Origin of the sequence: Phenylobacterium sp. (assembly GCF_044372605.1) — a bacterium.
Classification (GTDB): Bacteria; Pseudomonadota; Alphaproteobacteria; order Caulobacterales; family Caulobacteraceae; genus Phenylobacterium.
Map to the genome: position 1 here is coordinate 1 of NZ_JBILRO010000052.1, position 15,773 is coordinate 15,773.

Consider the following 15,773-nt stretch of genomic DNA (forward strand, 5'->3'; position numbering starts at 1 on the left):
CGATGGCGGTCCAGCACCTCGGCCAGATCGGGCCGGATGAAATCGAGGTCGATCGCCTCGGCAGCGACCTCGTCGCCACCCTCGATCCCGGTTTCCTCGATGAAGGCCAGCGGATGGTCGTCAAATACGGTGTCGCCCACCTCTACGCTCACCTGGCGGATGATCCCCGAAACCTCGGCTGTGATCACGTGCTCCATTTTCATGGCCTCCATGATCATCAGCGGCTGCCCCGCGCGGACGGTGTCGCCCGCCGCGACCGAAACGCTGATCACCGTGCCCTGAAGAGGCGCGCGTAGCGGCCGGGTTCCTTCCGGGCCATCCGGCGCGTCGTCGATCTCGGCGACTTCGACGGTTTCCTTGCCAAGCGCCAGCACGGCCAGCGGATCGACCGCGTCGATCTGATAGCCCGCCCGTTTTGGTGCGGCTCTGGCGACTGAAGGGGCGGCGTCGAAGTAGAGGCGGCGGTGGGCGTCCGGCGTCACGGCCAGCTCGGCCATGTGTTCCTCGATGAAGCGGGTGTGGACCTCGCCGGCAGACACCGCCGGATGGGCCAACAGGGTCTGCAGGAAGCCGATGTTGCTGGCCGAACCCTCCAGGCGGAACTCCGACAGCGCGCGGTAGGCCTTGGTCACGGCGGCCGACAATCCGCCCATCCCCGCATGGACGATCAGCTTGGCCAGCAGACTGTCAAAGCGGGCGCTGGTGCGATAGCCGGCGTAGCCGAACCCATCCACCCGCACCCCGGGACCGGCAGGCGGATCAAAGGCGCTCAACAGGCCGCCGGCCGGCTTTGCCGATCCATCGGCGGCCATGGTTTCCAGATTGATACGGACCTGTACGGCATGACCGCGCGGCGTCGGGGCCTCGGCCTGCGTCAGGGTCAGATCCGGCAGTGTGGCGCCGGAGGCGATCCGGAGTTGCAGGGCCACCAGGTCCAGGCCAAGGATTTCCTCGGTGACGGTGTGCTCCACCTGCAGCCGCGCATTGCCCTCGATGAAGACAAGGTCTTCGCCATCGACCAGGAACTCCATGGTTCCCAGGCTGCGATAGCTTGCGGCCTGGGCCAGTGCGACGGCGTGATCGAACAACCGCTGACGGACAGCAGGCGATACCGTATCGGCAGGGGCGACCTCCACCACCTTCTGGCGTTGGCGCTGCAGTGAGCACTCGCGATCATAGAGATGGCTGACCGTAGCGCCGTCCCCGATGATCTGCACCTCGATGTGGCGGGCGCGGGCCAGAAATCGCTCGACATAGAGGTCGCCGTTGCCGAAGGCCGAAAGCGCCTCCGACGCACATCGCTCAAAGGCCTGTTCGAGTTCGGCCGGGGTTGTGGCCGGCCGCATGCCTCGCCCGCCGCCGCCGGCCACCGCCTTGACCATCACGGGCCCATGGGCGGCGAGAAAGGCCTTCGCGGCCTCCAGAGTTGTCGGACCATCAGTCCCGGCCAGCACCGGAACCCTGCACTGCTGCGCCAGGGCCCGCGCCCTGCCCTTGTCGCCAAACAGCTCCAGCGTCTCGGGCGTGGGACCGACGAAGGTGAGGCCGGCCGCGGCGCAGGCTCGCGCAAATGCAGCGTTCTCGCTCAGGAAGCCATAACCCGGATGCACAGCGTCGGCGCCGCTGGCCAGAGCCGCGGACACCACCTGATCGATGTCGAGGTAGGCCGCCGGGCCGGCGCCTTTGAGACCTACGGCGGTGTCGGATTTGCGGGTGTGCAGCGAGGCGGCGTCGTCCTCGGAATAGACCGCCACCGTGGCGATCCCCAACTCGGCGGCGGTCCGCGCAATCCGCACGGAGATTTCGCCACGGTTGGCGATCAGAAGCGTCTTCACTGGTTTCATCCCCTCGGCCTTGATGCGCCGTTGGGCCATCATGCGCATGCGGCGGCTGACGCCAAGCGCCTTTGGCGACAATTGCGCGCCGCAAGGCCGAGGGAAGTGTCTTCAGACCTGCGCCGAGCCCCACGCCCGCGCCCTCAAACCGCACCCACATCGAAGACAAGGCCACCGGAAAGCTGACCACAGCTTTCCGGTGTACCGAGATCATCCTCTATCCGGGAGCCTGAACCCGGAAGTTCAGGCCTTCAGCATATCCGTCTGTATCGGCAGGCTGCGGATGCGCTTGCCGGTGGCCGCGAAGATGGCGTTGGTCAGGGCCGGGATCACCGGCGGCAGGGCCGGTTCGCCCAGTCCCGTCGGCGGGAATTCGGTGATCACGAACTTCACCTCCACAGCCGGCGCCTCGGAGATCCGCATCAGCCGATAGTCGGTGAAGTTGTTCTGCTCCACGCGACCGGCGTCGATGGTGATCTGCTGGTGCAGCGCCTCGGACAGGCCGTCCAGCACCGAGCCCTGAACCTGGTTCAGCGCGCCGTGCGGATTGATGATCTGGCGGCCCACGTCGGCGGCCACCCAGACCTTCTTGACCTTGATGGCGCCGTCCGGCGCCACAGCCACATGCGCCACCTCGGCGAAGTAGCCCAGATGGCTGTAGTAACAGGCCACGCCCATGCCCTCGCCCTTGGGCAGCTTGCCGCGACCCGCCCAGCCGGACATTTCACCAACAGCCTTCAGAACGCCGGCCATCCGGCCCGCGCCATAGGCGGCCGGCGCCGTGCCGACCACGGGCTTGTCGCCCAGCAGCTTTATCTGGAAGGCGAGCGGATCGGCCTTGGCCGCATGGGCCATTTCGTCGATGAAGGACTGGAACACGAAGGCCAGCGCATTCGAGCCCGGCGCCCGCAGGGGACCGGTCGGAATGCCGGACGGCATCATGCTGATCTCGTAGCGCAGGTTGGGCACGAACTGGGCGGGATACTCCGCCGCCGCCATGCCCGCGCTGTTCGAGGTCGCTGTGCCGTTGCCGAAGGTCACGAAGTGATCGTGCAGGGCCACCAGATTGCCCGCCGCATCAACCCCGCCGCGGAAGGTGTGGAAACCTGCCGGACGATAGTGGTCATGCTGCATGTCGTCTTCGCGGGTCCACAGGAGCTTGACCGGCGCGCCGGTCTCCCGCGCGATCCAGGCGGCCTCGACCATGTAGTCGTTGGCCAGGCGCCGACCGAAGCCGCCGCCGGCCCGCACCATATGAACCGTAATGTCCTCGGGCTTCATGCCGAGCGTCCGCGCGCAGAGCTGGCGGCCCGGTTCCGGGTTCTGGGTTGGCGCCCAGATCTCGAGCTTGCCGTCCTTGAACTCGGCCGTGCAGTTCTGGGGCTCCATGTTTGCGTGGCTGAGGTAGGGGTAGAAATAGGTCGCCTCGACGGTCTTGGCCGCACTGGCCAGGGCGGCGTCGACGTCACCGTCGTTGCGGGTCGTACGCTGCCCCTTGCCCGCCGAGAGCGCCTTCGCCTGGGCGGCGAAGCCCTTGCTGGACTGGCTTGAGGTCGGATGGTCGGCCCAGGTGATGTTGAGCTTGTTCCGACCCTTGTTCGCCGCCCACCAGGTGTCCGCCACAACCGCCACGCCGGGCAGCAGGCCCTGGCCGAGCGAGCCGGGGGGCGACATGGCGTCTGCCGTCCCTTCCACCACGAAGGCCTTGCGCACGCCCTTCACCGCCAGGGCGCCGCTCACATCAGCGCTGGCCACCTTGGCGCCGAACACGCCGGCCTTCTGGTAGGTGGCGAACAGCATGCCGGGCCGCACCACATCGATGCCGAACAGCGGCGCGCCGGTGACGATCTTGGCCACATCGTACTGCGGGGTCGCCTTGCCGATGATCCGGTAGGTCTTGGGATCCTTGAGCGTCAGTGACTTGGGGTCGGGCGGGGTGATCGTGGCGCAGGCCAGCGCCAGGGAGCCATAGGTCCGCGACTTGCCGGACGCCTTGTGCAGCACATTACCCGGCGTTGTTGAGCATTCTCCGGGCGGGCAGTTCCAGGCCAGCGCTGCGGCCTGGATCAGCATGGCGCGCGCCACGGCGCCGACCCGGCGCAGTTCTTCCCAATGCAGCGGGGTGGCCATGCTGCCGCCGGCGAACTGGCGGCCAAAGGTCTTGGGATCGCTCAGCGCCTGCTCGACCCGGACGTTCTCCCACGCCACGTCGAGTTCCTCGGCGATCAGCATGGGCAGCATCGTCTTGACGCCCTGGCCGAGCTCGGGGTTCTTGGCCATGATGGTGACGACGCCACTGGGCGCCACCCGCACATAGGCGTTCAGCGGTGTCACGCCCGCACCCTGGGCGCCGGCCTTGGGCGCCACGGCGAACGACAGGGTCAGGCCAGCGGCGCTGACCGAGGCCAGGATCTCGCGGCGATTCGCCTTCACGTCATGATAGGTCATGGCTCAGGCCTCCTTCTGGCCGGAGGCGCGCTTGATGGCGGCGCGGATCCGCGTGTAGGTCGCACAACGACAGATGTTGCCGTTCATGGCCTCGTCAATCTGGGCGTCGGTGGGCTTTGGCGTCTTTGACAAGAGCGCCGTCGCCGACATGATCTGGCCTGGCTGGCAGTAGCCGCACTGGGCCACGTCCAGCTCCATCCAGGCCGCCTGCACCTTCTTGCCAATGGCGTGGGTGCTCATCCCTTCGATGGTGCTGATCTTTGCCTTGCCGACGCTCTCGGTCGGGATCTGGCAGGAGCGCATCGGTTGGCCGTCAACGTGGACCGTACAGGCCCCGCAGGCCGCGACCCCGCATCCGAATTTCGGGCCCAGAATTCCCAGCGTGTCCCGCAGGGTCCACAGCAACGGCGTGTCACCGTCGACATCGGCGCTGAGCGCCTTGCCGTTGACGTTCAGAGTATAGGCCATGGCCCGGTCTTCTCCTGATTTTGGAGAGATGGTAACGCGCGATCAGGGTGCCGCAAAGCGGCTCTGCGCCTAGACTCGAAAAAGAACACGCCGCGCGGCGACTGCTAGGCCGGCGGCAACACCACAACCGCGTCAGAAAGCTCATTGGGGTTATCATCAGGCCGCGCGGGGAAGCCCTGCTGCAGGACGTCGGCGCACTGGCTGATGGCGGCGCGGAAGCCGCCGACGGCGTCGCCGCGCCTGAGCCCCTCGATCAGCGCCGCCATGGCGGAGTCCCAGGTGCGCTCGGCGACCTGGGCGTGGATGGTCTCGTCGGCGATCAGCTCCGCCATCCGCTCGGCGAAGGACACATAGATCAGGACGCCGGTGCGCTCGCGCGTGGTGTGCAGGTTCCTGGCGAGGAACTGCTCCTCGGCCCTCTGGCGCACCTGGCTTCGTTTCATGCCGGGCGGGGTCAGGGCGCGGCGGATGGGCGGGATCGAGACCAGCAAGACGGTCGCCACGAACAGGACGGCCTGAAGCACAAGGGTCCCGACAAGAGCGGCGTGAGCGGCAGCCTCGCCGACATCCTCGACCTGGGATGCGGTCCAGCCGCCGATGGAAAGCGTATCCGGCGCGCTGACCTGGAGGCCCATGGCCAGCAGGATCGCCGGCGCCAGCAACGCGACACCCGCGCCCCAGGCGATGGGGGTGCCGTGATAGTCCGAGCTCTCTTCAGCGACGACGCAGTAGATCTCTCCGGACGTCCGGGTCTCGGCCTCGCGCACGGCCGCTTCAATCGCCGACAGATCCGCAGGTGTGAGACGAGCCGTCTTCATCCTACCACCGTCCCGACGCGCCGCCGCCGCCGCCCGATCCGCCGCCGCCGGAGAACCCGCCGCCGCCGCTGCTCCAGCCGCCACTGCCTCGTCCCGCGTTGGACATCAGGACCGAGGCCAGCCACCAGAGGCCTATGCCGGTACGCCGCACGCCGAAGACGCGCATCAGAACGCTCAGGATCAGGAACACAACGACCATCGCGACGAGCAGGGCGATGCCCGAGCCGCGGGGCATTGATTGCGATGCGCCCTGCGCAGCCGCCTGAGCGACAAGGGCCCGGGCTTCCGGGTCTGGAAGTTCCAGCTGTTTCACCAACGCCTCGGTCCCGGCGACGACGCCATCCTCAAACCGGCCTTCGCGGAAAGCCGGCAACAGGGCGCGGTGGATGATCACGCTCGATAGCGCGTCCGTCAGCACCGGCTCGAGGCCATAGCCGACCTCGACGCGGACAGCCTTTTCATTGGGCGCCACGATCAGGATCACGCCATCGTTCTCGGCCTTTCGGCCGATGCCCCAGGTGCGGAGCAACTGATTGCCGTAGTCCTCGATCTCATAGCCCTGCAGGGTTGGCAGGGTGGCGACCACCAGCTGGCGGCCGGTCTTCTGTTCCAGGGCGGCAAGCTCGCCGGTCAGTTTCGCTTCGGTCTGTGGCGACAGAAGCTGGGCGTTGTCGACCACGCGCCCGGTCAGCGGCGGGAAGGTGGGCGCTGAAAAGGCGCTCGCCGGGAACAGCAGGATCAGGAGCGCGAGGATCAGACCCCGCGCGCCTGCCATCGACATCACGGCTTTGCGGGTTCAGGCGGCGCTGAGCCTGGCGCTGCGCCGGCCGGTGCGAAGTCTACGCTGGGCGCGGACTGGGCCGAGGCCGTGGCCTGGAACAGCTCCATGGGCTTCGACGAGGCGTACATGGTCCTGGCCCAGATCACCTGCGGGAACGTCCGCAGCGTGGTGTTCAGATCACGCACCGCCTCGTTGTAGTCGCGGCGCGAGATGGCGATGCGGTTCTCGGTGCCTTCCAGCTGGCTTTGCAGCGCCATGAAGTTCGTGTTCGACTTCAGGTCGGGGTAATTCTCCTGCAGCACCCGCATGGGTGCCAGGGCCAGCGACAGGCTGTTCTGCGCCGCGGCATAGCGCTGGAACGCCGCCGGATCGGTGGTGATACTGGCGTCGGACTTCACCTGCATGGCGCCCGCGCGGGCTTCAGAAACCCCGATCAGGACCGAGCTCTCCTGGGCTGCGTAACCTTTGACGGTGGCGACGAGGTTGGGGATCAGATCGCTGCGGCGTTGATACTGGTTCTGGACCTCAGCCCACTGGGCCTTGGCCTTCTCTTCCTTGGTGGGGATCGCGTTGATCCCGCAGGCGCCGAGCGCCAGCGGCAGCAGCATCACCAGCGCCAGGCGCTTGAGGTTCCGGGTCAGGTTGGTCATGGGCATTTCCCCGATCATCTGGCGGATATGTGGACCCCGCATTGATCTGGCGCAACAGTGCGGGCACAAACAACCCATGGCGAAGACGAGGTCCTATTATGGCGACGGCGCGCTGAGCGCCGCCCACTACGACCTGATCACCGCCGCCGACCTGCGTCTGCGCGGCGACGAGGATATCTATGCGGGCCTGGCCGAGCCCGGCGCCACGATCCTTGAGCTGGGCGCCGGCACCGGTCGGCTGACCTGCAATCTGGCGCGACGGGGTTTCACGATCACCGGCGTGGATATCGCCGCCGCCATGCTGGCCCAGGCGAAGCGCCACGTCGAGGATCTGGAGCCCGAGGTGGCGGCCAGGATCTCGCTGCGTCTGGGCGACCTCACCTCCGTGGATCTGAAACAGACCTTCGATCTGGCGATATGCCCCTATCACACGCTGGCGCATGTCCCTGCAGGCGCGGCCTGGCGAAACGGCTTTCGCAATGCGGCGCGCCATCTGGAAGGCGGCGGACTGTTCGCCGTGCATCTGCCCAGGCTGGAGTTGATGCGCAGCCTCGGGCCTATTGACCCTCGCGCAATGGTCAAGGATCTTCCGCTGCAGGACGGACGTCGTCTGCGCCTCTATGTTCGCGAGCGGCAGTTCCGCGAAGGCATCAACCGGCTGGAGCAGGTGCTGGACTACACGGTGGTGGACGCTTCGGGCGCGGAACTGCAACGCTCCTCCGAGCGGCTGGTCCTCTATATGCAGGACCCGGTCATTTTCGCCACCGAGGCGGGGTTCGTCCTGGATCGTCCGCCGATCGACCTGCACGGCGACGGCGACATCTGGGTGTTCCGGAAGGCCGGCGCGCCGACCGTGAGCGCAGGCTAGAGCCGGGACGCGTTGGGGGACGAAACCGAATATGGATGCGATACTGAACACTTGGCCGCTGGGCCTGATCGGCCTCCTGAGTCTTGCCGGCCTGATGGGGGCCTGTGAGCTCGGAGCCAGACTGGGCTCGCGATCAGCGGACGATCCGCATCGTGACGCGGCGCACGGGTATATCCTCTCCGGCGTGTTCGGGCTGCTGGCTCTGCTGATTGGCTTCACCTTCGGCATGGCGCTGGACCGCTTTGAGACGCGGCGCGCGCTGGTGGTGTCCGAAGCCAATGCGATCGGCACCGCAGAGATGCGTGTCCAGTTGCTCGAGGCGCCGGCCGGGCCGGCGCTGTCCTCCCTGCTGCGCGACTATGCGCGGACCCGCCTGCTCTACGGGCAGGCGGATGCCGCCCAGAAGCCTCAGCTCGCCGTACAGTCTGAAGTCCTGCGCGAGCGGCTCCAGGCCGACACCCTGGCCGGGGTGGCGCCGATCCGGACCACACCCCTGGCGGCCCTGGTGGTCAGCGCCGTCAACGAAACCATCGATATCGGCGCCGAGCGCGAGGCGGCCCATGCCGCCAGGTTGCCGGCGACCGTCGCCGTTGTCCTGTTTGTCTATGCCGTCGTCGCGGCGGGCGTCCTGGGGTTTGCGCTGAGCGGCTCCAGTCGAAGCCATCGGTCAGTCTCGGCGCTCATGTTCCTGCTGCTCACCCTGGCGCTCACCCTCATTCTGGATCTGGATCGTCCGCGAGGGGGATCCATTCAGGTGAGCCAGGCGCCGATGGAAGGTCTCGTCGCCAGCTTCAGGCCGCAAGTGACGCTCGCGTCACCACCGTCACCGGCCACGCCGGTTTCGCCGGCCGCTGGCGCACCTTCTCGCCCTTGAGCCAGATCCAGAGCGCCTCCCAGTGAATGGCGCCGACCACGCCCAGCGTCATCAATGGATGGGTCAACCAGGCGCGGGCCAGCGCCCGGTCGGTGAGCTCCTGTCGCGTCGCCACAAATCCCGTGGCCAGCACCCGGCCCTCGGCGTCGTCGACATCTACCAAGACCTGCACCTGCTCGCCAGGCGGGCGCACCCGGAAGGCGTAGCTTAAGTCCATGTCCATGAAGGGGGAGACGTAGAAGCCCTTGTCGCAGGCCTGTTTCACCACCGGCGCATCCTCTGCCGGGATCAGATAGCTGTGACGTTCGCCGAAGGTGTTGTTGACCTCGTACAGGATCGCACTCAACGCCCCGTCCGGGCGGTGACAGAAGAACACCGTGATCGGGTTAAACCCCATCCCCAGAATGGTCGGCATGGCCAGCATCCGGATGCTTCCGCCATAAGGGATGGCCGCCGAGGCCAGTTGCGCCTCGACCTGGGCCTTGAGCGGTGTGGACGAGCCATCGCCGTGCCGGGCGGGATTGAACCCCACCAGATTGAAGCGCCTCAGCGAAAACAGCTTCAGGCCCCGGTCCAGCGCCTCCAGTTCGTCCAGATCCAGCAGCAACATGAAGATGCGATAGCGTAGAGCGTGGCGCCTCGGCTTCAGCCGGGTATGGCTCACCACCCCGGCATAGAGCCCGGAAGCGAACATCAGGCCGCCGCCTCCGCCTGTGGGGCCGGCCGCACATGGATGCGGCCGCTTTCATTCTCGACGGTCCAGGGCCGACGCACGCCGCCAAGCTGTTCGGCCACCGCAAGGCCCGACTGCAGCGCATCCTCATGAAAGCCGTGCCCCAGGTAGGAGCCGCAGAACCAGGTCCGCCGGGCGCCCTGGATGTCCCAGATTTCCTGCTGGGCGGCGATGGCGCCGGCGTCAAACAGGGGATGGTCGTAAACCTCGGTCTTGATCAGCTTGTCGGCGGCGATTTCCTTGTTGGGGTTGAGCGTGGCGAACAGGTCCGGCGCGCCCTGCAGGCTCTGCAAACGCGTCATCCAGTAGGTCACCGCCCCTTCGCCCGGCGCGCTGCGCAGGCCGATGTGGTTCCAGCTGGTCCAGGCCGCCCGGCGCCTGGGCATGAGCACGGTGTCCGTGTGCAGGGCGATCAGGTTGCGGCTGTATCTGAAAGCGCCCAGCAGCCGTTTCTCGTCAGGTGTCGGATCATCCAGCAGGCCCAGCGCGGCGTCGCCGTGAGTGGCGATCACCACATGATCGAACCGTTCCCGCAAGCCGCCGGCCAGGCGCAGCTCCACACCGTTGGCGTCGCGGTGGACGCCGGCCACGCGCACGCCCTTGCGCACCTCGCCCTGGAAGGCCTCGGCCAGCCGGGTGACATAGGCCCGCGAGCCGCCCGCCACCGTGCGCCACAGCCCGCGGCCGGTGATGGTCATCATACCGTGGTTCTGGAAAAACCGGATCAACGACGCGGCGGGGTAGCTGCCGATCTGGTCAAGCGGGGTCGACCAGATGGCCGCGGCCTGCGGCAGCAGGTGGTCGTCGCGGAAGGCCGGGCCATAGCCCTTGGCCTTCAGATAGTCGTCCAGCGGCGTGGCGTTGCGCTCCAGCTCGGCGACGTCGCGCGGCGCCGTGCGGAAGAACCGTGAGATATCCAGCAGGAGCCGCCAGAACCGGGGCGACAGCAGATTGCGTTTCTGGGCGAAGACGCCGCCAAGACCAAAGCTGGAGTACTCGAACGCCCCGTCATCCAGCGAAACGCTGAGGGACATGTCCGCGTTGAGGCTGGGCACGTCCAGATGATCCAGCAGGGCTGTGAAATTGGGATAATTGCCCTCGTTATAGACGATGAACCCGGTGTCGACCGGCACAGTGCCATGGTAGCCGGGCGCATCGGCGGTGTGGGCGTGGCCGCCCAGTCGGGGATCAGCCTCGAACAGGGTCACCTTATGTTTGCCAGATAGCAGCCAGGCGGTGGAGAGACCGGCAATTCCCGCGCCGATGACGGCCACATTCAACCGCGGGTTCGAACTCGTTTCCAAGCCAGGTAATCCCTATCTCTGTGAGCACAAAGTACGTGCGATCCCAACGTACTTCTGCTTAGCAAAGCCTACGGTCGGATCACAGTCCCGGATGCGTCCGCGCCCGGGACGTGTTCGTATGGCTGCAACAGGAGTGTCGGATGCTGTTGGTGATGGTTCCAGGTGTGCTGGCGGCGATGCTGGGCGTGATGCTGTCGGCCTGGGCATTCGGAATGGCGCGGCGCAATGGCGGCTGGACGGACGTGTTCTGGACCTGGGGCACCGGCGCCGTCCTGGCCGCGGCGGCGCTCTTTCCTGTCGGCGACGCGGCGTACGAACCTCGCCAGTGGCTGGTGGCGGCGTTCATGCTGATCTGGGGCGTCAGGCTGGGGCTTTATCTGACGCCCCGTGTCGCCGGCCACCCTGAGGATATCCGCTATGCTGCGTTCCGCGACGGCGACCCCAGGACCTACCCCTTCCGGATGCTGTTCGTCACTCTGCCGCAGGCGCCGGCGACGGCCCTGCTGGCGATCTCGGTGGTGCTGGCCGCCCACCGGCCCGAGGCGACGCTGGACCTGCGCGATGCGCTGGGCGTCGCGATCTTTCTGATCGCGATTATCGGTGAGGGCGTTTCCGACAACCAGATGAAGGAATTTCGCGCGAGCCCCGACAACAAGGGCCAGGTGATGGATCGCGGCCTGTGGGCCTGGTCGCGGCATCCGAACTACTTTTTCCAGTGGCTGGGCTGGATGGCCTATCCAGCCATGGCTCTGGTCCCGACGCAGCCTGTCACCTGGCTCAGCCTGACCGCGCCCATCGTCATGTACGGCCTGCTGCGCTACGTGTCGGGCGTGCCGCTGCTGGAGCAGACGATGCTGAAATCACGGGGTGACCTGTTCCGCGCGTATCAGCAGCGGGTGAGCGTGTTCTTCCCCTTCCCGCCCAGGGCGCGCTAAGCGCGGCCCTCAACCCGAGTTGTCGAGTTTTTTCCCGCATGAGCCTGATCGCCGCCACCATCGACGCCTTTGAGGGCGCGCCGCTTCCCGATGTCGTCCGCAGGACCGCCATCACCCTGCTGGTCGCCAATGCGCGCCGCCAGCTGGTCGGGGCCGGCCCCGGCACGGAGTCGGCCTTTGCGCGCGAGATGGCCGAGCGGCCGATCGCCGAGCACGCTGACGCCGCCAACGCCCAGCACTACGAACTGCCGGCCGAGTTCTTCCTGAACTGCCTGGGCCCGCAACTGAAGTATTCCAGCGCCCTGTACCTCAATCCCGGCGATACCCTGGCCCAGGCCGAGGAGCAGGGCCTGCGCGAGACCGCCGAGCATGCCGACCTGCAAGACGGCCAGCAGATCCTGGAGTTGGGCTGCGGCTGGGGCTCATTGTCGCTCTGGATGGCCAAGACCTATCCCAAGGCCCGCATCACCGGTGTTTCCAATTCCGCCAGCCAGCGCGAATTCATCCTGGCGCGCGCCGCCGAGCGTGGCCTGACAAACCTCGAGATCATCACCTGCGACATGAACGACTTCGAGGCGCCTGGCGCCTTCGACCGCGTGGTTTCGGTGGAAATGTTCGAGCACATGGCCAACTGGCGGGCTCTCCTGAGCCGGGTGAAGACCTGGCTCAAGCCGGATGGACGGTTGTTCATCCACGTGTTCACTCACAAGACCGCGCCGTATCGCTTCGACCTGAACGATGAGGCCGACTGGATCGGCAAGTACTTCTTCTCTGGCGGGGTAATGCCCAGCCACGGATTGATCGCCCAGTTCCCGGACCTCTTTGTGCTGGAGCAGGACTGGCGCTGGAGCGGCAGCCACTATCAGAAGACAGCGCTCCACTGGCTTGAACTCTACGACAGCAATCTCGCGAAGATCCGCCCGGTTCTGGAGACCGTCTACGGCAAGGACGCCACGCTCTGGCATCGACGCTGGCGGCTGTTCTTCCTGGCGACGGCGGGACTGTTCGGCCACCGCGGCGGCACAGAATGGGGCGTCAGCCACTATCGGCTGCGGCCCGCGTAATCCCGGGGCCGACGAGGCCGGTCGTCAGGTCGTCGCCTGGCGTGTCTGAACAAAGGCCTCAAGCCCATCCAGCACGCGCTGCAGGCCGAACTCGAATCTCGCGGTTCGCTCGTCGGGCGAGCGCATTTGTTCGCGGCGTCCTTCGCTGATCTGGCCGATGATGTGCAGGTGCTGCTGATCCAGGTTTTTCTCCAGCGCCGGCCAGACGATGGAAAACCACTGCTCATCAGTGAGCCCGGTTACTTGTTCGGCCTCGCGAGCCTCGCGCGCTGAGCGCAGGGCGCCGGTGATGTAGTCCTGCAGCAGATCGGCGGCCAGGCCCGTCTCCTGCGGCGTCAAACCCATGGTCACGACCGCGCTCAGCATCGCCAGCCCCTTTTGCATCATGTTGGGCCCCAGCGGCGGCCTGTGGGTCGCCAGATCCAGCAGCCAGGGATGGCGCTCACTGAGCGTCCATCGTTCGCGCGCCATGAACGCCAATTGCTGGCGCCAGCCGACGACCGTGTCGTCGGGATCTGCGGTATCGCCCAGCACCCGGTCGAACATCAGATCCAGAAGCTCGGCCTTCGAGGGCACGTAGGTGTAGAGCGACATGGGGGAAACCCCCACGGCCTCGGCCACCTTGCGCATCGACAGGGCCTGCACGCCCTGCTTGTCCGCCAGCGCGATGGCCGTGTCGACGACCTCGGCGGTCGACAGGCTTTGTTTCGGCCCGCGCCGTCCCGGCTCTTGCCGACCCCAGCGCCGTTCAAGGCTCCGCTGGGGGTCGCCGCGATCGGTGGTATCCGCAGTCATGCCGCCCCCGAACATTACAGATAAAACACTTTACATCATACGGAGTTTCCGGCAAATGCCGATTTGCAAGGGTCCGAAGAGACTCTGCGGGGATACGCTGAAGAATGCGCGATGCTCCGGCGCCTTGCGCGCCGCTCTCTGTTGACCAGCCGCGTGAACGATAAACGAATGCGACTTGCCACTATCGCCTCTGTGTCACTGGCCGCCCTGGCGTTGGCCGGGTGCGTGACGGCGCGCAAGGCGGATCTGGCCCTGCCGACGGCTTACGAAACGCCCGCCGCGCCTCCGGGATCCATCGTGCTCGACACCTGGTGGACCGCCTTCAACGATCCCGAGCTGACTACCCTGATCGAGCAGGCCCTGGTCCGTAATCCGGACATCCGCACGGCGAGGTCCCGTCTTGACGAGGTGAAGGCGCAGCGGACCAGCGCGATCCTGCAGTACCTGCCCACGGGCAACGCCACGGCCGGCGGTCGCGAGACCACGACCGAGCAGCTGTCCGGGACCCGGGCCAACATCCCCGGGTTCACGAACGACGGAACGTCGGAGAACTATTCGGCGAATTTCAACGTCAGCTGGGAAGTCGATCCCTTCGGCCGAGCCCTCTTGGCCGGCAGGTCGGCCAACGCCGAAGTCGATACGATCCGGTTCGCCTATGAGGCCGCCCGCGCCGGAATCGCGGCCCAGACCGCTGACGCCTATTTCCAGGCGCGCGGCCTGGCGATCCAGCTGGCCGACGCGCAGGAAACCGCGCGGATCCAGACGCAGCTTTACGAGGTGGCCAGCAAACGCGCCGCCGTGGGCCTGGCAGCCTCGACGGAGCCGGATCGGGTCGCCGGAGACCTGGCCCAGGCCCAGGCCCAGGTGGCTGGCCTGGAAGCCCAGCTCCAGATCCAGAAACGCGCCATCCTGATTCTTGCCGGGCGCACGGTCGAGCCGACGGTGAACGTGGCCGCGCCTCCCGTCGTCGGCGAGGCGCCGGCTGTCCCGGTCCTGATCCCCAGCGACCTGCTCCAGCGACGTCCGGATGTCCGCCAGGCCCAGCAGCGGCTCCGATCAGCGGTCGGCCAGGAGCAACTGGCCGCGCTTGCGTTCTTCCCGACCTTCACCCTGTCCCCGGGAATCGGGTGGTCGAAGATCGTCCAGCCCAATTTCTCGTCCGAGTCCCAGAACTGGTCGATCGGCGGCTCCATCTCCCAGCCGATCCTGTCGATTCCGCGCCTGATGACCGAACTGAAGGTCCGCAACGCGCGCACCGAACAGGCCGTAACCGCCTACGAAAAGTCCGTGCAGACGGCGTTTCAGGAGTCCGAGAGCGCCCTGGTCAGCCTCGAGGCCGACCGCCGGCGCGTCGTCCTGCTGACCGACGGTGAAACCCGCGCGGCGCGCGCCTATCAGGCCTCAGCCACCGGCTACAGCCGCGGCCTTACCGACCTTTCCACAACACTGTCGGCTGAACGTTCCTGGCGCGCCGTCCGCGCCCAGCTGACCGCCGCCCAGGTCCAGGCGCTCCGGCGCTCCGTTCAAGCCTACAAGGCGCTGGGCGGAGGCTGGGCGCCCCAGTCCTACGCCCGGGCCCGATGAGACAAAGCCGTATGCATCCCATCAGAACTTCCCTATCGATCCTGGCCCTGCTGGCGCTCGCCGCCTGCCAGAAGGCCGAGCCCGCGAAGCAGACCGAGGCCGATCAGGCCCGTGCGGTTAGCATCGTGACGGTCGAGGCGCGACCGATCACGGGTGCCCTGGCGGCGTCCGGCGACATGATCGCCCGCGAGGAGGCCGCCGTTCTGCCCGAGGTCAACGGTTACCGGGTCGCACGGGTCCTGGCCGATGTGGGTGACTATGTCCGCGCAGGGCAAACCCTGGTGCAGCTCGACCCAACCTTGATCTCCTCCCAGGTGGCGCAGGCGGAAGCCATCGCCGCCCAGGCCGAGGCCAACGCCCTGCAGGCCGAGGATCAGGCCAATCGCGTCCGCGATCTGGACGGACAGGGCGTGCTGTCGCAGGAACAGATCGAGCAACGCCGTCTGCAGGCCCGGGCGGCCCGCGCACAGGCCCGCGCACAGGCCGCCAATTTCAGCGACCTGAAGACACGCTCGGCCAAACTCGCTGTCACGGCGCCCGTATCGGGATTGATCCTCGAACGGAATGTGCGACCCGGCGACCTTTCTGCCGGCGGCGCCAACCCCTGGTTCCGGAT

15 protein-coding genes are annotated in these 15,773 nt (G+C 66.9%); 6 read left to right on the forward strand and 9 right to left on the reverse strand.

Annotation, left to right across the window (positions count from 1 at the left end):
- The 6 genes from ACIQ42_RS06660 to ACIQ42_RS06685 all read right to left on the reverse strand — a co-directional run.
- On the reverse strand, window positions 1-1,835 hold a 1,835-nt coding region (locus tag ACIQ42_RS06660), incomplete at its 3' end, for a biotin carboxylase N-terminal domain-containing protein (protein ID WP_397421428.1).
- A gap of 243 nt (window positions 1,836-2,078) precedes the next feature.
- Window positions 2,079-4,283, reverse strand: a complete 2,205-nt coding sequence (locus tag ACIQ42_RS06665; protein ID WP_397421429.1) for a molybdopterin cofactor-binding domain-containing protein — start codon at window positions 4,281-4,283, stop codon at window positions 2,079-2,081.
- Between the two features lie 3 nt (window positions 4,284-4,286).
- The gene (locus ACIQ42_RS06670; protein ID WP_397421430.1) at window positions 4,287-4,751 is read right to left on the reverse strand and encodes a (2Fe-2S)-binding protein; all 465 of its coding nucleotides are present in this window, start codon (window positions 4,749-4,751) and stop codon (window positions 4,287-4,289) included.
- A gap of 104 nt (window positions 4,752-4,855) precedes the next feature.
- Entirely contained in the window at window positions 4,856-5,569 is a 714-nt protein-coding gene (locus tag ACIQ42_RS06675; protein WP_397421431.1) for a TPM domain-containing protein, read from the reverse strand.
- Between the two features lies 1 nt (window position 5,570).
- Window positions 5,571-6,350, reverse strand: coding sequence for a TPM domain-containing protein (locus tag ACIQ42_RS06680; protein WP_397421432.1), 780 nt, complete (start codon window positions 6,348-6,350; stop codon window positions 5,571-5,573).
- Complete coding sequence (locus tag ACIQ42_RS06685; protein ID WP_397421433.1) at window positions 6,350-7,000, reverse strand: LemA family protein; 651 nt, start codon at window positions 6,998-7,000, stop codon at window positions 6,350-6,352. Before ACIQ42_RS06685 ends, ACIQ42_RS06680 begins: the two co-directional genes overlap by 1 nt.
- A 76-nt stretch (window positions 7,001-7,076) precedes the next feature.
- Here ACIQ42_RS06685 and ACIQ42_RS06690 point away from each other — a divergent pair, with 76 nt between their 5' ends.
- Together ACIQ42_RS06690 and ACIQ42_RS06695 are read left to right on the forward strand one after the other, a co-directional pair.
- Entirely contained in the window at window positions 7,077-7,868 is a 792-nt protein-coding gene (locus ACIQ42_RS06690; protein WP_397421434.1) for a class I SAM-dependent methyltransferase, read from the forward strand.
- A gap of 31 nt (window positions 7,869-7,899) precedes the next feature.
- On the forward strand, window positions 7,900-8,742 hold the full coding sequence (locus ACIQ42_RS06695; protein WP_397421435.1) for a hypothetical protein: 843 nt from the start codon (window positions 7,900-7,902) through the stop codon (window positions 8,740-8,742).
- Here ACIQ42_RS06695 and ACIQ42_RS06700 read toward each other — a convergent pair.
- Window positions 8,660-9,436 (reverse strand): DUF1365 domain-containing protein, encoded by a 777-nt coding sequence (locus ACIQ42_RS06700; protein WP_397421436.1) that lies wholly within the window; start codon window positions 9,434-9,436, stop codon window positions 8,660-8,662. The genes ACIQ42_RS06695 and ACIQ42_RS06700 overlap by 83 nt on opposite strands.
- Window positions 9,436-10,779, reverse strand: a complete 1,344-nt coding sequence (locus ACIQ42_RS06705) for an NAD(P)/FAD-dependent oxidoreductase (protein ID WP_397421437.1) — start codon at window positions 10,777-10,779, stop codon at window positions 9,436-9,438. Before ACIQ42_RS06705 ends, ACIQ42_RS06700 begins: the two co-directional genes overlap by 1 nt.
- 140 nt (window positions 10,780-10,919) lie before the next feature.
- Between ACIQ42_RS06705 and ACIQ42_RS06710 the strand changes: the two genes are divergently transcribed.
- Together ACIQ42_RS06710 and ACIQ42_RS06715 are read left to right on the forward strand one after the other, a co-directional pair.
- On the forward strand, window positions 10,920-11,714 hold the full coding sequence (locus tag ACIQ42_RS06710) for a DUF1295 domain-containing protein (protein ID WP_397421438.1): 795 nt from the start codon (window positions 10,920-10,922) through the stop codon (window positions 11,712-11,714).
- A 38-nt stretch (window positions 11,715-11,752) separates the two neighbouring features.
- A complete protein-coding gene (locus tag ACIQ42_RS06715; RefSeq protein WP_397421439.1) occupies window positions 11,753-12,778 on the forward strand; it encodes an SAM-dependent methyltransferase in 1,026 nt (341 codons plus the stop codon).
- A gap of 24 nt (window positions 12,779-12,802) precedes the next feature.
- Here the strand turns inward: ACIQ42_RS06715 and ACIQ42_RS06720 are convergent, their stop codons facing one another.
- On the reverse strand, window positions 12,803-13,573 hold the full coding sequence (locus ACIQ42_RS06720; RefSeq protein ID WP_397421440.1) for a TetR/AcrR family transcriptional regulator: 771 nt from the start codon (window positions 13,571-13,573) through the stop codon (window positions 12,803-12,805).
- 168 nt (window positions 13,574-13,741) lie between these two features.
- Between ACIQ42_RS06720 and ACIQ42_RS06725 the strand changes: the two genes are divergently transcribed.
- A complete protein-coding gene (locus ACIQ42_RS06725) occupies window positions 13,742-15,157 on the forward strand; it encodes an efflux transporter outer membrane subunit (protein ID WP_397421441.1) in 1,416 nt (471 codons plus the stop codon).
- A gap of 11 nt (window positions 15,158-15,168) precedes the next feature.
- On the forward strand, window positions 15,169-15,773 hold a 605-nt coding region (locus ACIQ42_RS06730), incomplete at its 3' end, for an efflux RND transporter periplasmic adaptor subunit (protein ID WP_397421442.1).